The 19,779-nt window shown below is 67.5% G+C and carries 17 protein-coding genes; 3 read left to right on the top strand and 14 right to left on the bottom strand.

All coding sequences use genetic code 11. The features are described 5' to 3' along the window. Positions 1 to 135: 135 nt before the first annotated feature. From AL3_RS11955 to AL3_RS11925, 7 genes are all read right to left on the bottom strand, one after another. Complete coding sequence (locus tag AL3_RS11955) at positions 136 to 2,274, bottom strand: 3-hydroxyacyl-CoA dehydrogenase NAD-binding domain-containing protein (RefSeq protein ID WP_066301112.1); 2,139 nt, start codon at positions 2,272 to 2,274, stop codon at positions 136 to 138. Continuing rightward, the gene (locus AL3_RS11950) at positions 2,274 to 3,515 is read right to left on the bottom strand and encodes a thiolase family protein (protein ID WP_066301111.1); all 1,242 of its coding nucleotides are present in this window, start codon (positions 3,513 to 3,515) and stop codon (positions 2,274 to 2,276) included. Before AL3_RS11950 ends, AL3_RS11955 begins: the two co-directional genes overlap by 1 nt. Positions 3,516 to 3,644: 129 nt before the next feature. Next, positions 3,645 to 4,502 (bottom strand): F510_1955 family glycosylhydrolase, encoded by an 858-nt coding sequence (locus AL3_RS11945; RefSeq protein WP_066301103.1) that lies wholly within the window; start codon positions 4,500 to 4,502, stop codon positions 3,645 to 3,647. Beyond that, entirely contained in the window at positions 4,499 to 5,104 is a 606-nt protein-coding gene (locus AL3_RS11940; RefSeq protein WP_066301102.1) for a DUF305 domain-containing protein, read from the bottom strand. The genes AL3_RS11945 and AL3_RS11940 overlap by 4 nt, the downstream gene beginning before the upstream one ends. 99 nt (positions 5,105 to 5,203) lie before the next feature. Then, complete coding sequence (locus AL3_RS11935; protein ID WP_151723924.1) at positions 5,204 to 5,692, bottom strand: DUF6153 family protein; 489 nt, start codon at positions 5,690 to 5,692, stop codon at positions 5,204 to 5,206. A 118-nt stretch (positions 5,693 to 5,810) separates the two neighbouring features. Then, positions 5,811 to 6,851: a hemolysin family protein gene (locus AL3_RS11930; protein ID WP_066301098.1), complete on the bottom strand. Its 1,041-nt coding sequence runs from the start codon at positions 6,849 to 6,851 to the stop codon at positions 5,811 to 5,813. After that, positions 6,844 to 8,214 (bottom strand): hemolysin family protein, encoded by a 1,371-nt coding sequence (locus AL3_RS11925; RefSeq protein ID WP_066301096.1) that lies wholly within the window; start codon positions 8,212 to 8,214, stop codon positions 6,844 to 6,846. Before AL3_RS11925 ends, AL3_RS11930 begins: the two co-directional genes overlap by 8 nt. Before the next feature lie 236 nt (positions 8,215 to 8,450). Here AL3_RS11925 and AL3_RS11920 point away from each other — a divergent pair, with 236 nt between their 5' ends. Both AL3_RS11920 and sigJ read left to right on the top strand, forming a co-directional pair. After that, on the top strand, positions 8,451 to 9,578 hold the full coding sequence (locus tag AL3_RS11920) for an NAD(P)/FAD-dependent oxidoreductase (protein ID WP_066301095.1): 1,128 nt from the start codon (positions 8,451 to 8,453) through the stop codon (positions 9,576 to 9,578). Further along, positions 9,521 to 10,444, top strand: a complete 924-nt coding sequence (sigJ, locus tag AL3_RS11915) for an RNA polymerase sigma factor SigJ (protein WP_083521698.1) — start codon at positions 9,521 to 9,523, stop codon at positions 10,442 to 10,444. Before AL3_RS11920 ends, sigJ begins: the two co-directional genes overlap by 58 nt. Positions 10,445 to 10,448: 4 nt before the next feature. Here sigJ and AL3_RS11910 read toward each other — a convergent pair whose 3' ends face one another. The 7 genes from AL3_RS11910 to AL3_RS11880 form a co-directional block, all read right to left on the bottom strand. Then, positions 10,449 to 11,729, bottom strand: a complete 1,281-nt coding sequence (locus AL3_RS11910; protein ID WP_066301093.1) for an HRDC domain-containing protein — start codon at positions 11,727 to 11,729, stop codon at positions 10,449 to 10,451. Positions 11,730 to 11,785: 56 nt separating this feature from the next. Then, positions 11,786 to 12,412 (bottom strand): DUF3000 domain-containing protein, encoded by a 627-nt coding sequence (locus tag AL3_RS11905; protein ID WP_066301505.1) that lies wholly within the window; start codon positions 12,410 to 12,412, stop codon positions 11,786 to 11,788. A gap of 121 nt (positions 12,413 to 12,533) precedes the next feature. Beyond that, complete coding sequence (locus tag AL3_RS11900; protein WP_066301092.1) at positions 12,534 to 13,607, bottom strand: threonine aldolase family protein; 1,074 nt, start codon at positions 13,605 to 13,607, stop codon at positions 12,534 to 12,536. Between the two features lie 35 nt (positions 13,608 to 13,642). Then, positions 13,643 to 14,371 (bottom strand): SDR family oxidoreductase, encoded by a 729-nt coding sequence (locus tag AL3_RS11895; RefSeq protein WP_066301090.1) that lies wholly within the window; start codon positions 14,369 to 14,371, stop codon positions 13,643 to 13,645. Further along, positions 14,368 to 15,744, bottom strand: a complete 1,377-nt coding sequence (locus AL3_RS11890; protein WP_066301088.1) for a DUF6421 family protein — start codon at positions 15,742 to 15,744, stop codon at positions 14,368 to 14,370. The genes AL3_RS11895 and AL3_RS11890 overlap by 4 nt, the downstream gene beginning before the upstream one ends. Before the next feature lie 106 nt (positions 15,745 to 15,850). Further along, complete coding sequence (locus AL3_RS11885; RefSeq protein ID WP_205054106.1) at positions 15,851 to 16,672, bottom strand: ABC transporter permease; 822 nt, start codon at positions 16,670 to 16,672, stop codon at positions 15,851 to 15,853. Between the two features lie 17 nt (positions 16,673 to 16,689). Continuing rightward, the gene (locus AL3_RS11880; RefSeq protein ID WP_066301086.1) at positions 16,690 to 18,318 is read right to left on the bottom strand and encodes a peptide chain release factor 3; all 1,629 of its coding nucleotides are present in this window, start codon (positions 18,316 to 18,318) and stop codon (positions 16,690 to 16,692) included. A gap of 156 nt (positions 18,319 to 18,474) precedes the next feature. On the opposite strand from AL3_RS11880, the gene AL3_RS11875 reads away from it, so the two are divergent. Next, positions 18,475 to 19,626 (top strand): acetyl-CoA C-acetyltransferase, encoded by a 1,152-nt coding sequence (locus AL3_RS11875; RefSeq protein ID WP_066301084.1) that lies wholly within the window; start codon positions 18,475 to 18,477, stop codon positions 19,624 to 19,626. Positions 19,627 to 19,779 lie beyond the last annotated feature (153 nt).

The following is a 19,779-nucleotide window of genomic DNA, read 5'->3' as shown; positions in this document are numbered from 1 at the left end:
CCGCTCTAACGCGAAAGCGCCGGACGGACCGGGTTAGGCGGCTTTAATATTCCCTGCGAGCTCTGCGAGCGGGAATTTCGTTGCCGCCGTTCCGGTCCGCCCGGCGCGTGCCAAACGGATGAAACGGTAAAAGGACTAGCCAGCGGCCACCGGTACAGCACCGGCGTTGAACAGCTTTCCGTTCACCCGGTCGGAGGCCCCCACCCGGTCCAGGTACGGCGTGATGCCGCCGAGGTGCATCGGCCAGCCGGCACCGAGGATGACGCACAGGTCAATGTCCTCCGGGCCCGCCACCACGCCCTCCTCAAGCATCAGGCCGATTTCCTCAGCCAGGGCATCCTGCGTGCGGCGCAGGACTTCCTCCGAGGTTGACGGTGAGTCGCCGAAGGACAGCAGCGCCAGGGTTTCCTCCGGGACGTATGGCTTCCCGTCGGCGTCCTGCTGCCACAGCGACGTGATGCCGGCGTCGATCAGCTTCTGCGAATTTTCCGAGACGTGGAAGCGGTCGCCGAAGGCAGCGTGCAGGGATTCCTGCACATGCTGTCCCACCGGCAGGCCCACCAGGGCCAGCAGGTTAAACGGCGTCATCGGCAGGCCCATGGGGCGCAGCGCGTTGTCCGCAGTTGCGGCGTCGGTGCCCTCATCGAACACCTTCGTGATCTCGCCGAACATCCGGCCGAGGATGCGGTTGACCACAAAAGCGGCGGCATCCTTGACCAGTACGGCGGTCTTCTTCAGTTGCTTCGCGAGGACAAATGCGGTGGCCAGCACGGCGTCGTCGGTCTTCGGGGCGCGCACAATCTCCAGCAGCGGCATGACGGCCACCGGGTTGAAGAAGTGGAAGCCCACCACGCGCTCCGGGTGCTGCAGGTCCGCTGCCATTTCGGTGACGGACAGGGAAGACGTGTTGGTAGCGAGGATGCACTCGGGGGAGACGACGGCCTCCACCTCGGCGAAGACTTGCTTCTTCACGGACATTTCCTCGAAGACGGCTTCAATCACGAAGTCGGCGTCGGCAAAGGCTTCCTTGGACACCGATCCGGTGACCAGAGCCTTGGTGCGGTTCGCGGCGTCGGGGGAGATGCGGCCCTTGCCCAGCAGCTTGTCCACCTCGGCGTGGACGTAGCCCACACCCTTGTCCACCCGCGCCTGGTCGATGTCCGTCATCACGACGGGGACCTTGAGGTTCTTGGCGAACAGCAGGGCGAGCTGGCTGGCCATCAGGCCTGCGCCGACGACGCCGACCTTGGTCACCGGGCGCGCGAGCTTCTTGTCCGGCGCGCCGGCCGGACGCTTGCCGCGCTTCTGCACGAGGTCCAGGAAGGCGTACACGGTGGACTGGAACTGCGGAGTCTGCATCAGTTCAGCCAGCGCATCGCACTCGGCCTCACGGGACTGCTCGCGGGTCCAGTTCTTTCCGGCTTCGAAGATGTCCAGCACCTTGGCCGGGGCCGGAGCTGCGTTGGAGGTGCGTGCCTCCACGAAGGCCCGGCCGGCGGCAACGGCGGCGTCCCAGCGGTCGCCAACGTCGGAAGGCTCGACGGCGTTCGGCCGGTTCACGGTCTCCGCGCCGGTAATGACCCGCGACGCCCAGGCGAGGGACTGCTCCAGGAAGTCTGCCGGCTCAAACAGGGCATCCGCCACGCCCAGCTTGTAGGCAGCCGGGCCGGACAGGGTCCGGTTGTTGCTCAGCGGGTTCTCGATCATTACCTTCACGGCATTCTCGGGACCGATCAGGCGCGGCAGCAGGTAAACGCCGCCCCAGCCCGGAACCAGGCCGATGAACGCCTCGGGCAGCGCCAGCGCACCGGCACCGGTGGAAACCGTGCGGTAGTCGGACTGCAAGGCGATCTCCAGGCCGCCGCCGAGGGCCACGCCGTTGATGAACGCGAAGCTGGGAACGCCCAGGGTGCCGAGCTTGCCGTAGACCTCATGGCCCAGGGCTGCCATGGCCACGCCGTCCTCGTACTCGGCCAGGGTCTTCACTGCCGAAAGGTCAGCGCCCGCGACGAGGTAATGGGGCTTGCCTGTCACGCCGACGCCCACGATCTCCCCCCGGCCGGCCCGTTCCTTGAGGGAATCGAGCACACTGCCGAGCTCCAGCAGGGTGTTCGGGCCCAGCGTGGTGGGGCGCGAATGATCGACGTCGTTATCCAGCGTGATGAGCGCGAAGGTGCCGGCGCCGCCGGGCAGTTCAACGTCGGTGACGTAGGAGTGGGTGATGACCTCGTTCGGGAAGAGCCCGGCCAGGCGCTGGTAATCAGGTGCGGTCATTACTTCGAAGCCTCCGTGGACTCGGTGTTGTAATCGGGGTGGTTGGGGTTTTCCCAGATGACGGTGGCGCCCATGCCCAGGCCGATGCACATGGTGGTCATGCCGTAGCGCACCGAGGGGTCTTCCTCGAACTGGCGGGCCAGCTGGGTCATCAGCCGGACGCCGGACGACGCAAGGGGATGCCCGACGGCGATCGCGCCACCATAGCGGTTGACGCGGGGATCGTCGTCGGCAATGCCGAAGTGGTCCAGGAAGGACAGCACCTGCACGGCGAAGGCTTCGTTGATTTCAAACAGGCCGATGTCCTCGATCGACAGTCCGGTCTGCTTCAGTGCCTTCTCCGTGGCCGGGACCGGGCCGATGCCCATGACCTCGGGCTCGACGCCGGCGAAGGCATAGCCAACCAGGCGCATCTTCACGGGCAGGCCGAGTTCCTCAGCGGCATCCGCGGAGGCCAGCAGGGCCGTGGTGGCGCCGTCGTTCAGCCCTGAGGCGTTGCCGGCCGTCACACGGCCGTGCGGCCGGAACGGGGTGCGCAGTTCTGCCAGATCCTCAACGGTGGTGCCCGGGCGGGGGCCCTCGTCAACCGTGCTGAGGGTCCAGCCGGCTCCGGACTTTTTGGTGGCTACGGGCACCAGGTCCGGCTGGATCTGGTTGCCGGCGTAGGCCTTGGCCAGCTTTTCCTGGCTCGCGGCGGCGTACGCGTCGGTGCGGTCCTTGGTGATCTCCGGAAAGCGGTCGTGCAGGTTCTCCGCGGTGTTGCCCATGTTCAGCGCAGCCGGATCCACCAGCCGCTCGGTAACGAAACGCGGGTTCGGGTCCGCGCCCACACCCATCGGATGGTGGCCCATGTGCTCCACGCCGCCGGCAATCACGACGTCGTAGGCGCCGAAACCGATGCCCGACGCCGTCGTCGTTACGGCGGTCATGGCACCGGCGCACATCCGGTCGATCGCGAAGCCGGGAACCGTGCGGGGGAGCCCGGCCAGCAAGGCTGCAGTGCGGCCGATGGTCAGGCCCTGGTCGCCGGTCTGGGTGGTGGCGGCGATGGCTACCTCGTCAACGCGCTCGGGCGGCAGCGACGGGTTGCGGCGCAGGAGTTCGCGGATGCACTTGACCACCAGGTCATCGGCCCGGGTGTCGGCGTACATGCCCTTCTCGCCGGCTCTTCCAAACGGGGTCCGAACGCCGTCGACGAAAACAACGTCCCTGATTTGCCGTGCTCGGCTCTGTGGGCTCACGTACTGCTCCTCTTTGAGGTCTTGACGGGGAACGCGGAAATGAGTTCCCCGCCAATGTTACTCGTCAGTAACTTAGGCTGCAAGGGTCCGGGGCGGGGGAGGACCCCCGCCCCGGATACTACAGCCAGGCTACGGCGCCTGGGCAGGCTGCCCGACGATGGTGGAGAAGCTCTGACCACCATCGGCTGAATGCTCCAGGCCGGCGTCGGTCATAACCCAGATCTGCAGACCGTCTGCCGTCTCGGCGGCTGTCACCGCCACCGGGTAGCCGGAGACTTTCCCCGCCGGGGCCCAGGTACCGCCCTGGTCCTCACTCGTGACGATGCCGCCATCCGGGAGGACACCGACAATCCGGGACTGATCCGTCACCGCGGCCAGCATGATCACAGGCGCGCCGGAGATTGCGCTCCAGGTGAGCCCGGCATCCTGGGACCGGTAGGGGCCCGCTTCCGTGGTAGCAACGGCCAGTGTGCCCGACGGCGATCCGGCCAGGTTATAGGGCGTGAGCTGCGTCTGTGAGTCGGTCCACTGCCCACCGTCCCGGCTAAGGCGCAGGGTTCCGTCGAAACCGATGATGCCGCCGCCGGTGACCGCGAGTGCATGGAAATCGGATTCGCCGCCCAGGGATTCCACGCGCCAGGACCCTCCGTCCGTGGACCGGATCAGGCCGGCGGGTTCCGGCAGGTCGACTCCCGGACCCGGGTGCCCGGAGGCCAGATAATCACCGTTCCCGGCAACAGCAAAGCCCATCAGGTCGATGTTGGTGCCGGTGGGGTGCAGCTCGCTGCCGGAGACTTCGAAGATTCCCTCGTGGGAAGCGACGATCACATCCGTGGTCCCCGGCTTCAGTGCCAGTGCGTGCACGTGGCTGGGAAACGGCGGCGAGGCGTCCGCCTCCCGGCTGCCGGCGGGTGAGGAACAGGCGGTCAGGGCCAGAAGCACGACGGCGGCGGCGGCACCGCTGCGGCCGCTGAATCCCAGCCTCATGCCAGGCCCTGCAGCAGGCTCTGCATCTGGGCAATTTCGGCGTTCTGGCTGGCCACAATGTCCTCGGCCAGCTGCACGGCGCCGGGGTTTGAGCCGGCCGCCGCTTCCTCTTCTGCCATCTTCACGGCACCTTCATGGTGTTCGATCATCTGGGCCAGGAACAGTTTTGCCGCTTCCATCCCCTGGGCTGCTTCCAGGGTGGCCAGGTCCTCGTTGGAGAGCATGCCATCCATTTCATGATGTCCGGACATTTCCCGGGGCTCGCCCCAGGCCGCCAGCCAGTCATCCATCTTCTGGATTTCCGGGCCCTGGGCGGCCTTGATGTCCGTTGCCAGTTCCACGATTTGGGGGTCGAGTCCCTCCTTGGCCAGCATCATGGCGCTCATGGTGACCGCCTGCTCGTGGTGCGGGATCATCATCTGGGCGAACATGGTGTCCGCGCTGTTGTGGTCCGCAGCGGCGTCGGGGGAACCGCTGCTGCCGTGGTGGCCCATACTCTCCGCCACTGGGCTCGATTCCGGGGCGCTGGTGTCTGCTCCGCAACCCGCCAGAAGGAGGGCGGCGGCGAGGGCAGCGGCAGATACAGGGGCAAGCTTCTTCATGGTGGTTCCTTCGGTAAGTTCATACGTTCTGGGCAATCAGCACTGCCACGGCGGGCAGGCATGCAAAAGGGGCTCCGGAGAATTCGCGGAGCCGGGATTTTACGTACGGCTGATGCAGAGTTGAACGAGCGAAGGAGCGGCTGGGGGAGCCTGGAGGGAGGGGAAGGCCCGGGGTGGGTCCGGACGGTCCGGATTCCGGTACCGGCGGGACGTCAGCAGACCAAGTACCGCCGTGATGCTGACCAGCACCAGGAACATCATGCAGAGGCCTGCTGCGCAGCCGGCAGGTCCGCAATCGGGGCATGCCCCCCAGGCGTGCCCGCCGCCGTCGGAGGCAGGTGCAGCAGCGGGTGCCGGATCGGCATCGTGGCGCAGTGCCGTCCCGGCGGAGTGCGCAGTGGTACCGGGCTGGCCGGAAACAGAGTGACTGGCACCGGAGTGGCTTGCTGCTGCCTGCGGGTCGGCGAGCATATGCATGCCCAGAATTCCGGCCAGGACCGCCAGGAGGCCAAGGGCGGTGCTGAACAGCTGCGGCGTCGACCGGATGGTCAACGCATGGCCTGCTGCGGCCCGGATACCTGCCCTCATAATGAGCGCCAGTCTACAGGAGGGTAGGTCTGGGCCGGTGTGGATCCGTTGGGTGGTGGAACGCACCGGGGCTGGGACCGATCAACACGGTCCCAGCCCCGGCATCGGCGCAAACAAGCTAGACGCTGGTGGCGTCCTGCACTTCGCCGACGAGTTCCTCGATGATGTCCTCGAGGAACAGGACACCGGTGATGGTGCCGTCGGCGTCGAGCACGCGGGCCACGTGGGCTCCGGTGCGGCGCATGGTCTCGAGGGCGTCCTCAAGTTCACTGCCGCGGTAGGCGCTGGCCAGCCGGCGGATGCGCTTGGCCGGGACCGGAGTGTTGAACCGCTCCGGTTCCACCAGGTCCATAACGTCCTTGAGGTGCAGGTAGCCGGTCAGGTCACCGTCGTCGTCGGCCAGGATGTAGCGGGAGTAGCCGTGGCTGCCCACCGCCTTCTGGATGTCGGCGGGGGTGGCTCCGGCCGGGACCAGGACCATGTCCGCGATCGGCACCTCAACGTCGGCCACGGTCTTGGAGGTGAACTCGAAGGCCGCGGTGAGCGTTCCGCTGGAATCCTCCAGCACACCTTCCCTGGTCGACTGCTCCACGATCGTGGCAACTTCGTCCAGGGTGTAGGTGCTGGTGGCTTCATCCTTCGGTTCCACCTTGAACAGACGCAGGACCCCGTTAGCGACGGCGTTCAGGCCCCAGATCACGGGCTTGAAAATGCGGGCCACGATGACCAGCGGCGGAGCCAGCAGCAGGGCTGCCCGGGTGGGAACGGAGAAGGAGATGTTCTTTGGGATCATCTCGCCGACCACCACGTGCAGGAAGGTGACCAGCAGCAGCGCCACGATAAACGCCGTAAAGCTGATCGCTTCGGGCGTCAGGGGAGTCCCGGCGAGCGGAATCTCCAGCAGGTGGTGGATCGCCGGTTCGGAGACGTTCAGGATCAGCAGCGAACACACGGTGATGCCCAGCTGGCTGGTGGCCAGCATCAGGGTGGCATGTTCCATGGCCCACAGGGTGGTCTTGGCGGCCTTGCTGCCCTGGGCGGCCTTCGGTTCAATCTGGGAACGGCGGGCAGAGATGACAGCGAACTCGGCGCCGACAAAAAACGCGTTGACGGCCAGCAGCACCACCAGCCAGATAATGCCGGGGAGGTACTCACTCATGGATGATGTCCTTCGTCAGGGTATCGACCAGGCGGTCGTGCGCACTGCGCGGTGATTCGGAGCCGGTGTTCGGGGTGAAGCGCAGCCGCTCGACATGGGTGCCGAGGACGCGCTCGACGCGGAGCACGCCGTCGTCCACTTCCACCTCGTCGCCGAGTTCCGGCATCCGGTCCAGGCAGTGCGTGACGAAGCCGGCGAGTGTCTCGTAGTCCTCGCCGTCCGGAACGGTGATGCCGGCGCGGTCCAGGAGCTCGTCCGGGCGCAGGGAAGCGTCAAAGGTGACGGAGCGTCCGGTGCGGACGACGCCGACCCTCGCGCGGTCATGTTCGTCCTCCAGTTCGCCCACGATTTCCTCGACGAGGTCTTCGAGCGTGACCACGCCGGCGGTGCCGCCGTGTTCGTCGGTCACGATGGCGATCTGCAGGCCCTGGGCCCGCAGGACGCCCAGGAGGGTATCCACGCCCATTGATTCAGGAACGCGGAGCGGCGCCACCATGACGTCAGCCGCCGTCGTCGTTGCCCGTTCAGTGAGCGGAAGGGCGAACGCCTGCTTGACGTGCAGCACGCCCAGGATGTCGTCCGAATCCCGGCCGATAACCGGGAAACGCGAGTAGCCGGTGGAGACCGCCGTGGCGATGATTTCCTCCGCCGTATCCGTCGCGGGAATGCCGACCATCCGCACGCGCGGGGTCATCACATCCTCAGCGGTGTGGTCGGAGAAGCGCAGCGTGCGGTGCAGCAGCTCCGCGTGGTCCTGATCCAGGACACCTTCCAGCGCCGATCTGCGGACCAGGAAGCTGAGCTCCTCGGCGCTGCGGGCACCGGAGAGCTCTTCCTTCGGCTCGATGCCGAAGGAACGGATGACCGCGTTGGCGGTGTTGTTGCACAGGAGGATGACGGGTTTGAAGATGGTGGTGAACAGGGCCTGGAAGGGGATGACCAGCTTGGCCGTAGCCAGGGGCAGCGCCAGCGCGAAGTTCTTCGGCACGAGTTCGCCGATGATCATGGAGAACAGGGTGGCCAGCAGGACGCCGATCACCGTGCCCACGCCGCCGACGGCGGCCTCGGGAACACCCGCGGCAAGCATGGGGCTGCGCAGCAGGGAGCTGATGGCGGGTTCGAAGGTGTAGCCGGTGAGCAGCGTGGTGAGCGTAATGCCCAGCTGTGCACCGGAGAGATGGGTCGAGGTGATTTTCAGGGCCTTGATGGTGGGGCCCAGCCGCTTTTCACCGGCCGCCTGACGCGATTCGAGATCGTTGCGGTCAAGGTTGACAAGGGCGAATTCCGAGGCAACGAACAATCCGGTGCCAACAGTCAGGAGCAGGCCGATGCCGACCATGATCCATTCGTAGGAGTCATTCATGGGGCTGCCCTCCCCGATCCAAAACAGCTGGAGCACAGGAGGGCATGGGTTTATGAGAAGGGTCGTCCATAGTAGGAAAAATCATAACGGCGCTGGCTTGGAGAATCCTGAAAAGCGCAGGTCGAAGCCGCATTCTTCGTGAATTGTTGCAGACCTGTCACAAAAAACGGTGCTGCGGTGTCTTATGGGCAGGCCGGAAATGCCGGCGGCTGAAATGGGAGCAAGGGAGAATTCTGATGGACACCACGGCAGTAGTCCTCGGCGGCGGATACGCGGGCGTTATGGCAGCGAACCGGCTGGCCGGACAGGGGCACCCGGTCCGGCTGGTGACCCCGGAGGAAAGGTTCACCCAGCGGATCCGGCTGCACGAATACACCGCCGGAACCCGTGCTGACCCCACGGTGGGTTACGCAACCCTGCTGAACCCGGGCGTCCAGGTACTCACCGACCGGGCCGAAGCGGTCAGCGCCGCGGCACGCACGGTCCACCTGGCCTCCGGGGACCGGCTGGACTACGGGTACCTCGTGTATGCCGTGGGCAGCGGAGAAAGCCGGGTCCCGCGCGGCGCCCTTGCTCCGGACCGGCTCTCCGGCGCCGCGGAAGCGAGGGCACGCCTCTCGCGGCTGGCTCCGGGGGAGCGGATAGCTGTGGTTGGCGGCGGCCTCACCGCCGTCGAGGTGGCCGCGGAAACGGCGCGGGCCTACCCGGAGAATCCGCTCACGCTGTACAGCGCCGGCGCGCCGGTGCCGCACTTCTCCGCCGGGGCGCGCGCAGGCCTGCTGCGGAGCCTGCACCGCGCCGGTATCCGTGTCCGCACCGGAACGGTGGACCCGGAGCGGCTCCCGGAAGCCACCGTCGTTCTCTGGTGCGCCGGCTTCGGCGTGCCGCAGCTGGCCGCCCGCAGCGGACTGCCTGTCGACGCCGACGGCCGGCTTGCCGTCGACGCCACCCTGCGGGTCCACGGACAGGACCGGATCTTCGGTGCCGGCGATGCCGCGGTGATCACGGATCCTGGCTACGGCTACCTGCCCATGACCTGTGCGTCCGCGATGCCCATGGGGGCCGAGGCCGCCGGGAACATCCTGCGGTCCGCCGCCGGTACGCCGCTGGCCAGCCACAACAGCGGTTTCCTGGGCCAGTGCGTCAGCCTGGGGCGGCGGGACGGAGCGGTCCAGTTTCTGACTGCGGGCTACACACCGCGGAGTTTCCACCTCCATGGCCGCTCCGCTGCCGTGCTTAAAGAGGTAATCTGCCGCATGACCCTGCGGTGGATCCGCGGGGAAGCCACAAAGAGCGGAGCGTACACATGGCCGGCCGGTCCCACGATGACGCCGCAGCCCACAGCCCCGGCAGTGTGGAGCTGAACCGGGACAGCGATTTCCTGGCCCACCGCGGACTGGTGTTCGCCATCGCCTATGACATCACCGGTACGGTCTCCGATGCGGAGGACGTGGTGCAGGAGACCTATCTGCGGTTCGCAGCGGTGCCTGGCCAGGTGGACAACCCGCGCGCCTACCTCGCCCGGACCGCAGCCAGGCAGGCACTCAACGCCGTCCGGAGCGCGGCCCGGCGCAGGGAGGACTACATCGGGGACTGGCTGCCGGAGCCCCTCCGCACCGGCCCCGGCGGCGGGGAGAGCTCCGATCCGCAGGTCGCTGCGCTGACGGCAGCGGAGGTGTCCACGGCGATGCTGGTCCTGATGCAGAACCTGTCCGGGCCTGAGCGGGCGGCGTTCCTGCTGCGCGAGGTGTTCGGCTTTTCCTACTCCGAGGTGGCAGCCGCGCTGGAATCCAGCGAGGCCGCGGCCCGCCAGACGGTGCACCGGGCCCGGGAACGGGTCCGCGCGGGGACGCCGCGGAAGCAGCCGGAGAAGAGCGAGCACCGCGCCGCCGTCGAACGCTTCCTGGAAGCGGCCATGACCGGGCAGGTGCAGGCACTGCTGGATGTGCTGGCCCCGGACGTTGTGCTGGTTTCCGACGGCGGCGGCAAAGTCAGTGCCGCCCGCAAGCCGGTGCGCGGCCCGGAGCGGGTCGCGGCACTGCTGCTGGGACTGGCCGGTAAATACAGTGCCGGTGCCGTTCCGGAGTTTATTGAGCTCAACGGCCTGCCGGCGGTTGCCTTCCGCGAGGGCGGGACGGTGACCACCGTCTTCCAGGCCAGTTCGGAGGGCGGGAGGATTACCGGCGTTTATGCGATGCGGAATCCGGATAAGCTCCTGCGCCTGCAGTAGCCGGTTACTCCTTTTCCTTCTCCACCAGCGGATCCGGGTCCAGGAAAGCAACCGTCAGCACCGCAGCAGTCTGGTCGATCTGCCATTCCCTGGCCCCGAGGTTCCGCAGTGCGTCGCTGATGGTGTCCAGGTTGATCTCTGCCGGCGGCCGCCAGGCCACCCGGCGCAGGTGATCCGGGGTCAGCAGGTTCTCCACCGGAAGGTTCAACCGTTCCGCCAGCGCGGCCAGCCGCGGCTTGGCCGTTTGGAGGCGCGCTGCGGCGGCGGGATCGTTCCGGGCCCAGACACGCGGCGGCGGCGGGGCATGGGTGGGCACATGCAGTGCGGGCAGGTCCTTGGTCTCCCGGGCCGCAGCGATGCAGCGCAGCCAGCGCGGCGCTTCGCGCTGGGCCGCGCGGCCGTGGAAGCCGGGGGTGCCCAGCAGCTGCGGGACCGTGTTGGGCATGGCCCGGGCGGCAGCAACAATCGCGGAATCCGGAATCAGGCGGCCGGGGGCGGTGTCGCGGCGCTCGGCCAGCTGCTCACGTTCCAGCCACAGCTCACGCACGGCCGCCAGCTGCCGGCGGTCACGCAGCTGATGCATACCGGACGTCCGGCGCCACGGGTCGGTGCGCGGCGGCGCCGGCTCCGCGGTCCGGATGGCTTCAAACTCCTCTTCGGCGAAGGCCAGCTTGCCGTCGGCTTCGAGCAGTTTGACCAGTTCTTCGCGCAGCTCGGCCAGGACTTCGACGTCGAGGGCGGCATACCGGAGCCAGGGCTCGGGCAGGGGCCGGGTGGACCAGTCCGCGGCGGAGTGTTCCTTGGCGAGGCTGAAGCCCAGCAGCTGTTCGATGACGGCGGCGAGCCCAACCCGGGGCAGCCCGGCGAGGCGCGCGGCAAGTTCGGTGTCGAAAAGCTTGTCCGGCCACATTCCCAGCTCTGACAGGCAGGGCAGGTCCTGGGTGGCGGCGTGCAGGATCCATTCCACGCCGTGCAGGGCCTCATTGATGATGCTGAGGTCGCGCAGCGGCTCAGGATCAATCAGCCAGGTGCCGGCCCCTTCGCGGCGGATCTGCACCAGGAAGGCACGCTGGCCGTAGCGGAAACCGGAGGCCCGTTCAGCGTCTACGCCTGCCGGGCCGGTTCCCGCAGCCAGGGCCCGGGCCGCCCGTTCCAGCCCTTGCGGGGTGTCGATGACCAGCGGTACACCATCACGCGGAGTCTCGAGAACGGTCAGGGGGGCAGCTGCCTCAGGCTCGTCTGCGGGCGATTCGGAAAGGGCGTTGCCGGAAGTTTGCGCGGTCATAAGGCTTCCAGTCTATCGAGTGCAGCGGGGTGGTCCCGTCTCGGGGGCCGCTGGAGCTAGTTGAGGCGGCGTCGCGGAAGCGGGGAAACGCCGTCGGGAAGCGGTGGAAGCCCGGCAAAAGTGCACACCATATCGGACCAGGCTTCCAGGTGGGACTGCACGTCGGCGCCGTCCGGGGTCCAGGAAGCGCGCAGCTCGATGTCGATGGCGTCACTGCGCCCGGCCAGGGTGCCGTAGCTTTCGGACAGGATCCGGGTCGCCGTGCCGCCGGCGGAGGAGTACCGGGCACCGTGTTCCTGCAGGGCGTCCACCAGCCAGGTCCAGGCAACCGAGCCGAGCATCTGGTCATTTCCCATATCCGGTTCGAGCTCGGCGCGGATATAGGTGACGATCCGGAAGTTGCCGTTCCAGACCGCGCTGCCCTCGGGGTCGTACAGCAGGATGAACCGTCCGGTGGCCAGCTCCTGGCTCTCGGGAAGGACCGGACCTACCGGTCCGTGGAAGGTTCCGTTGACCGGCTGCGGGCCGGAACAAACGACGTCGGCAGCCAGCGACACGGCGAAAGGTGCCAGCCGGGTGGGGGCTGGAATCTCTTCCAGCCGCACCTCGGGCCGGCACTTAGCTCGGCGCAGCGCCCCTAGGGCTGTCAGGAATTCCGGGGGCACCTGTGACAGGTCACCAATTGCACTCACCCTCGAAGGTTACGGCGGGGCCCGCGCCCTTCGGTGCAGGCTCGCCGGAAAGTCCCAATCGTTACGGGCAACAGCTTACGTACCGCTGCTGCCCGGCCGACAGTGCAGCGGCTCAGCGCGCGGCGGAAACCTCCGAGGCGATGGCCGCGGCGAAGGCATCCACATCCGCCTCGGTGGTGTCGAACGTGCACATCCAGCGCACCTCGCCGGTGGCCTGGTCCCAGTCGTAGAAGCGGAAGGCGTCCCGGAGCTTGTCCGCCACACCGGCCGGCAGGGTGGCGAACACGGCGTTGGCTTCGGTGGGCTGGGTGAGGGTGACGCCGTCGATCTTTTCCACCGCGGCGCGCAGCCGGGCCGCCATGGCGTTGGCCGTGGAGGCCGAGCGCTGCCAGAGATCCGTGCCGTACAGGGCGATGAACTGGGCCGAGACGAACCGCATCTTGGAAGCCAGCTGCATGTTCATCTTGCGCAGGTATTCCAGGCCGGGGGCGGCATCCGGATCCAGGGCGACGATGCACTCACCGTACATCATGCCGTTCTTGGTTCCGCCCAGGGAGAGGATATCGACGCCCGCGTCGGTGGTGATGGCGCGCAGGGGCACACCCAATGCTGCGGCGGCGTTGCCCAGCCGGGCCCCGTCCATGTGCAGCTTCATGCCGCGGGCGTGGATGTGCTCGGAAATCGCCTTGATCTCCTCCACGGTGTAGAGGGTTCCCAGCTCGGTGGACTGGGTGATCGACACGGCCAGCGGCTGGGCACGGTGCTCGTCGCCCCAGCCCCAGGCCTCGCGGTCAATCAGTTCGGGGGTGAGCTTGCCGTCCGGGGTGGGGACATTAAGCAGCTTCATGCCGCCGATGCGTTCGGGGGCGCCGTTTTCGTCCACGTTGATGTGGGCGGTGGAGGCGCAGATGACGGCGCCCCAGCGGGGCAGCAGGGACTGCAGGCTGGTGACGTTGGCACCGGTGCCGTTGAAGACAGGGAAAGCCCGCATCCGGTTGCCGAAGTGCCCGGTGAAGACGTCCCGGAGCTTCGCCGTGTACACGTCCTCTCCATAGGCGACCTGGTGGCCGAGGTTGGCGGCAGCCAGGGCGTCCATGATTTCAGGATGGACGCCGGAGTAGTTATCCGAGGCGAAGGCGCGCAGGGCAGGGTCATGCAGGGAGGCGGTTTCTATCACGGGTGTCAGTATTCCTCACATTGGGGCAGGGCCGGAAATGGCCCTCAGCTGTAGTCGGACGGCAGCAGGCTGATCCGCCTGCCATTAAGGGACGCTGCCGGCGTGCTGAACAGCCGGACGGCGGCCCGGCCCAGCTCGGAAACGTCGGTGAAGTCGGGGAACTTCCGGTCCGGCTGGGCGGCGCGCATGGCATCGTCCACCAGGGCTTTGACCACCAGCACGACGGCGGCGGCATCGGTTCCGTCGAATCCGGCGGCGATGGACTGCACCCAGGTTTCGGCTGCGGCTTTAGCGGCCGCGTAGCCGGCGTTGCCGGGGGTGGGGGAATCGACGGCGGTGGAGGAGACGATCGCCAGCCGTCCGTGCGGGGAAGCCGCCAGCTGATCGTAGAAGCTGCGGCTGGTGTTGCGCAGGGTGTTGAGGATGTTGTTCTGCAGGAAGTCCCAGTCCGCATCGCTCTGCTCCTGCAGTGAGCTGCCGCCGCGCCAGCCGCCCACCAGGTGGATCAGCCCGTCGATGCCGCCTTCATCCGCCAGGTCCGCGGCGAGGCCGGCGACGTCACCGGGGCGGCTGAGGTCGCAGGTGCGAAGTTCTGCTTCGGGCAGTGCGGCGAGGGCGCCTTCCAGCCGGGCGGCGTTGGAGCCGACGGCCACCACCTTCGCCCCGCCGGCCGCCAGGGCGGTGCAGACTGCGGTGCCGGAGGCAGAGGCTGCCCCGGCGACGAGGACGGTCAGTCCCTGAAGGGCGGTTTCCCCTGCTCCGGCAGTGGTCATAGCGTGCTGCTCCCCGTAATTCCGGCGGTGGATTCGATGACCGGTGCCATCTTCTTGGACAGTGCTTCGTAGAACATGGACAGCGGAAATTCGTCGTCGAGCACTTCGTCCGTGAGGGCGCGCGGCGGGCCGTCCAGCGGCAGGGCATCCGGTCCCTTGGCCCAGCGCGAGGCCGGGTTGGGGGTCAGCGTTCCTGAGACTAGATCGTAGGCTGCCAGCCAGTGCGCTGTCTTGGGGCGGTCGATGGAACGCCAGTACAGTTCCTCGATTTCTTCGCCCAAACGGACGACGACGGCGGGGGCTTCGTCCCAGTCGATGCTCAGCTTGCCGTCGGTCCAGTGCAGGACCCGGTGCTGGTGCATCCAGGCAAAGAGCAGCTGCCCGCCCAGGCCGTCGTAGTTGCGTACGCGTGATCCGGTGATGGCAAACCGGAAGATCCGGTCGAAGATCACGGCGTACTGCACCAGCTGCGCCGTTCGCCGGGCCTGCGGATCGGCGTCGTCGTTGTGCTGGATCTTGACCGACTCGCGGAACGCGGTGAGATCGCAGCGCAGCTCCTCGAGCGAGTAGAGGAAGTACGGCATCCGCTGCTTGATCATAAAGGGATCGAAGGGCAGGTCGCCGCGCATATGGGTGCGGTCGTGGATAAGGTCCCACATCACGAAGGTCTCTTCGGTCAGGGCCTGGTTGTCCAGGAATTCTGCGGCGCCTTCAGGAAGTTCGAGCGAGGTGATCTCCGCGGCGGCGCGCAGCACCCTGCGGAAGCGGGCGGCCTCCCGGTCCGCGAAGATTGCACCCCAGGTGAAGGCCGGCGTCTCGCGGACGGCGACGGTTTCGGGGAACAGGACGGCGGAGTTGGTGTCATAGCCGGGAGTGAAGCCGCGGAAGCGGATCGGCACGAAGAGTTTGTTGGAGTAGTCCCCGGCTTCGAGGCCGGCGATGAATTCCGGCCAGATGACCTCGACGATCACGGCTTCGAGGAGGCGGGAACGGGACCCGTTCTGCGTGTACATGGGGAAGATGACCAGGTGCAGCAGTCCATCGGTGCGGCTCAGCTGCGGCTGGAAGGCCAGCAGGGAATCGAGGAAGTCCGGAACGCCCAGTCCGGCTTCGAGCCAGCGGTCCAGGTCCCGCACCGCGAGGTCGAGGTAATCGGCGTCGTGTCCGAAGGCGGGAGTGAGTTCCCGGACGGCGTCCCGGACGGTTTCGAGCAGGGGCCCGGCGGCGGCGTGGTGCTCTTCGGGGACGGATCCGTCCTGTTCCTGGAGCTGCGCGAACCCGGTGGCGGCGCTCTTCAGCCGGTGCCAGGCCGCGGAATCCTCCGGGGCCGACGCGAGCTGGCTTGCTGGAGAATGCAGCGTTGCTGATGACATGGCTGAGACCTTCCGGTAGCAGGATCCCCCCGCGGGAAGCTGATGCTCCCAGCCTAGCCATCTGTCACGATTACTTAGCCTCAAATCAGTTTGAGGTTAGGAACCTTTATGCTCGGCCGGTCCGCAGCGGTCTCATTGACCAGAGCGGCTTCCGCTTGGGCGGGGAGGAAGTCCGGGCTGACGGGTTCTGCGGCAGCCACCAGGCATGGGTGCAGCCATAGAGCACGACGGCGATGGCCAGGGCTTCGACGGCCAGCAGCGCCACCAGGACCAGCAGCTGCACCAGCGCCGCATCCAGCGGGGAGGCCCCGCCGAGGATCAGGCCCACAAAGGCGCCAGGCAGCGTCACCATACCGACAGTCCGGGTCTGGTCCAGGGCCGGAATCAGCGCTTCGCCGGCGACCGGCCGGATGATGAGCATCCGGGCCTCTGCATCGGGGAATCCCAGGGCCAGGGCAGCTTCCACCTCGCCGTTGCGCTGGTGCAGCTCACCGAGGATCCGCCGGCCGGCGAGGGTGGCGGCGGTCATGGCCCCGCCGATCAGCTGGCCGGCTACCGCAATCAGGGCCAGGGCACTGAAGGGCAGGACGCCGCAGGCCAGCATCAGCCCCAGGACCGGCAGCACTCCGGCGGCAATCGGCAGCGCCATCAGTACGCCGCGGCGTCCCGCAGCCACCCGCCGTCCCGCGGTGAGGGAGGCGACGGAGAACATCAGGGCCACGAAGCCCAGGGCCGCGAGCGGATGCCTGGCCAGCTGGCTGATGAGCAAAGCGACCACCGCCAGCTGCACCACGGCACGGAGCCCTGCGGCCAGCACGGCTCCGGGGGACCGGTCCAGGACCAGGGCGGAGATCAGCGCCGCCGTGCCGAGCAGGCCCGCGAGCAGCAGCCAGGCCGCCGGACCGATATTCAGCAGGGTCGAATCCACGGCGGCAGCCTCCGGAATCAGTAGCCGGCGCTGTTTGGGGATTCGGTGCCGATTTCAGTCAGCGGCACCTCGGGGTGGTTCTTCTGTACCCGGCGCAGCGCCCAGATGTCGTTGAAAACGGCCACGTAGGCGCCGTCGGTGCGGATCAGCACCTCGGCGCCGTGGACGTTACTCAGGACCTCCGCGGCCGAAGCCTCGGTGAGCCGGGCCAGTGAGTAGTTGAGCTGCTCCATCCGCATCGGCGCGTTGAAGTCCTGCGTCATGCGGTCTTCCACCACTTCGAACTGCATGGGGCCAACGGCGGCCAGCACCGGGGCCTGATCGCCCCGCCGGTCGGAGCGCAGCACCTGGATGATGCCCTCGTGCTCCAACTGGTCGATCCCGCGGCGGAACTGCTTGTACCGGCTGGGGTCCTGGGAGCGGGCCACCCGGAAGTGTTCGGGGCTGAAGAACGGAATCGGCGGGTACTGGACGGGTTCCTCGACGTACAGGCTGTCACCAACCCGCAGGGCGGAGGCATTCACCAGCCCGACGACGTCGCCCGGGTACGCCTGGTCGATCACCTCGCGTTCGCGGCCGAACAGGTGCTGGGCGTATTTGGTGGCGAACGTTTTGCCGGTGTTGGAGTGGGTGACCACCATGCCGCGTTCGAAGATGCCGGAGCAGACACGGATAAAAGCGACGTGGTCCCGGTGGGCCTTGTTCATGCCGGCCTGGACCTTGAAGACGAAGCCGGAGAACGGTGCGTCGACCGGACGCTGGTTTCCTGCCTCGTCCACCCGGGGTCCGGCGGGAGGGGCCAGATCCACCAGGGTGTCCAGGATCTGCTTCACGCCGAAGTTCAGGGCGGCGGAGGAGAACAGGATCGGCGTGGCCTTCGCGTCCAGGAAGGCCTGGCGGTCAAACTCGCTTCCGTCGATGACCAGCTCCGCTTCACCCACCGACTCGTCCCAGACATCGCCCTCGGCCGCAGCGGCTTCCTCGGTGCTGAAGTGTTCCTCCAACGCCAGAGAGGCGCCGGAATTCTGCCGGGTGAAGCGCACGTATTCGTCCTTGGACCGGTCCCAGACACCGCGGAAGTCACCGGCGATGCCGACTGCCCAGGTCAGCGGCATGGGTGCCAGGCCGGTGCGCTCGGTGATCTCATCCATCAGCGCCAGCGGATCCAGTCCGGGGCGGTCCCACTTGTTGATTACGGTGATGATCGGCAGGTTCCGTGAGCGGCAGACCTCGAAGAGCTTCATGGTCTGGGTTTCCAGTCCCTTGGCGGCGTCCACCAGCATCACGGCACAGTCAACCGCGGCCAGGACGCGGTAGGTGTCCTCGGAGAAGTCGGCGTGGCCGGGGGTGTCCAGCAGGTTGATAACGGTGTCCCGGTAGGCGAACTGCAGGGCCGTGGAACTGATGGAGATGCCGCGGTCCTTCTCCATCTGCATCCAGTCGGAGACCGTTTCCCGGCGGTTGTCCTTGCCGTTGGTGGCACCGGCGGTGCCGATGACACGGGCATGCAGGGCAAGCGCCTCGGTCAGCGTGGACTTGCCGGCGTCAGGGTGGGAGATGACGGCGAAGGTGCGCCGGCGGACGGCTTCCTTGCCGATCGCCGGGTTGGCGCTCGCACGGACGGGGGTCTGGACCTGTGAGGACACTGCCGCTGCTTTCAGGTGTGGTGGGATTTCGGGACTGCCCAAATGGCAGCTTTTCCAGTTTACCGGCCGTGCGCAAACCGGAAGCCCCTGCCGGGGCGGCCGGGCCTGGCCTAGTGTGGTGAAGGGTACAGATCCACCACGGCAAAGGGGCCAGCCATGGCAGAAGCACTCATCGTCGACGCGGTCCGCACACCCGTCGGCCGGCGGGGCGGCGGACTAAGCGGCATCCACCCCGCGGACCTCGCTGCCGCGGTGATCGGCGAAACCGTGCGGCGCACCGGGATTGACTCTGATGAATTCGATGAGGTGATTCTGGGCTCGATCGACCAGGTGGGACCGCAGTCCATGGATATCGCCAGGACCGCCTGGCTGGCCGCCGGGCTCTCCGAACGCGTACCCGGGACCACGGTGGAACGCCAGTGCGGCTCCGGCCAGCAGGCCATTTCCTACGCGGCGCAGGCCGTGATGAGCGGAACAGCTGACCTGGTGGTGGCGGGCGGTGTGCAGAACATGTCCGCCGTACCCATCGGCTACGCCAACACCGCCGCCGCGGAGCTGGGCTTCCCCAACCCGTTCGCAGGCTCCGCCGGCTGGGAAACGCGGTACGGTACGCAGCCGATTTCCCAGTTCATCGGCGCTGAAATGATGGTCCAGCGCTGGGGTCTCTCCCGCCGCGAGCTGGAGGATTTCGCCGTCGAATCCCACCTCCGGGCGCTCGCAGCCCAGGCCGAGGGCCGGTTCGACCGGGAAATCCTGCCCCTGGCGGGCCTCAGCGCCGACGAAGGGCCGCGTACCCCCGACCGGGCCAAGATCGCCTCCCTTGCGCCGCTGCGGGAGGGCGGCACGCTGACGGCCGCGACGTCGTCGCAGATTTCCGACGCCGCCGCCGTGCTGCTGCTCGCCTCCGGGGACGCCGTCCGCCGGTACGGGCTGCGGCCGAGGGCGCGGATCCACCACCTGTCGGCCCGCGGCGATGATCCGGTCATGATGCTCAGCGCACCGATCGAGGCCACCAGGCATGCCCTCAAGCGCACGGGGATGTCACTGGCGGAGATGGACCTGATCGAAATCAATGAAGCCTTCGCCTCGGTGGTCCTGGCCTGGCAGCGTGAGCTGGATGCGGACCTGTCCAGGGTGAACGTCAACGGAGGCGGCATTTCCCTGGGTCATCCCATCGGCGCCACCGGTGCCCGGCTGATGACCACCCTGCTGCATGAGCTGGAGCGTACCGGCGGACGCTACGGGCTGCAGACCATGTGCGAGGGCGGCGGGCAGGCTAACGTCACCATCATCGAACGGCTCGGCTGAGGGCTGCGGCGCGCCTGACCCGCCCGCCGGCCCGGCTGAGCAGCAGGTCGGCTGTGGCAGCCGCGGCCGCACCGGTGGCATAGGCGGCGAGGTCCCAGGCGTTGAAGGTGCTGCCGAACACCAGGTGCAGCGGCGGCCAGGCCTCACCCAACC

It is taken from the genome of Arthrobacter luteolus NBRC 107841 (genome assembly GCF_001552075.1).
Taxonomy (GTDB): domain Bacteria; phylum Actinomycetota; class Actinomycetes; order Actinomycetales; family Micrococcaceae; genus Arthrobacter_B; species Arthrobacter_B luteolus.
The sequence above is the reverse complement of the archived record's forward strand: the minus strand, read 5'-3'. Positions and strand labels throughout refer to the sequence as shown.

What these genes read in the sequence shown, in the direction of transcription:
- sigJ (WP_083521698.1), top strand. Translation starts at nt 9,521, where the DNA reads ATGGCCGGCCGGTCCCACGATGACGCCGCAGCCCACAGCCCCGGCAGT.
- AL3_RS11955 (WP_066301112.1), bottom strand. Translation starts at nt 2,274, where the DNA reads ATGACCGCACCTGATTACCAGCGCCTGGCCGGGCTCTTCCCGAACGAG.
- AL3_RS11930 (WP_066301098.1), bottom strand. Translation starts at nt 6,851, where the DNA reads ATGAGTGAGTACCTCCCCGGCATTATCTGGCTGGTGGTGCTGCTGGCC.
- AL3_RS11875 (WP_066301084.1), top strand. Translation starts at nt 18,475, where the DNA reads ATGGCAGAAGCACTCATCGTCGACGCGGTCCGCACACCCGTCGGCCGG.
- AL3_RS11890 (WP_066301088.1), bottom strand. Translation starts at nt 15,744, where the DNA reads ATGTCATCAGCAACGCTGCATTCTCCAGCAAGCCAGCTCGCGTCGGCC.
- AL3_RS11910 (WP_066301093.1), bottom strand. Translation starts at nt 11,729, where the DNA reads ATGACCGCGCAAACTTCCGGCAACGCCCTTTCCGAATCGCCCGCAGAC.
- AL3_RS11925 (WP_066301096.1), bottom strand. Translation starts at nt 8,214, where the DNA reads ATGAATGACTCCTACGAATGGATCATGGTCGGCATCGGCCTGCTCCTG.
- AL3_RS11935 (WP_151723924.1), bottom strand. Translation starts at nt 5,692, where the DNA reads ATGAGGGCAGGTATCCGGGCCGCAGCAGGCCATGCGTTGACCATCCGG.
- AL3_RS11945 (WP_066301103.1), bottom strand. Translation starts at nt 4,502, where the DNA reads ATGAGGCTGGGATTCAGCGGCCGCAGCGGTGCCGCCGCCGCCGTCGTG.
- AL3_RS11940 (WP_066301102.1), bottom strand. Translation starts at nt 5,104, where the DNA reads ATGAAGAAGCTTGCCCCTGTATCTGCCGCTGCCCTCGCCGCCGCCCTC.
- AL3_RS11895 (WP_066301090.1), bottom strand. Translation starts at nt 14,371, where the DNA reads ATGACCACTGCCGGAGCAGGGGAAACCGCCCTTCAGGGACTGACCGTC.
- AL3_RS11920 (WP_066301095.1), top strand. Translation starts at nt 8,451, where the DNA reads ATGGACACCACGGCAGTAGTCCTCGGCGGCGGATACGCGGGCGTTATG.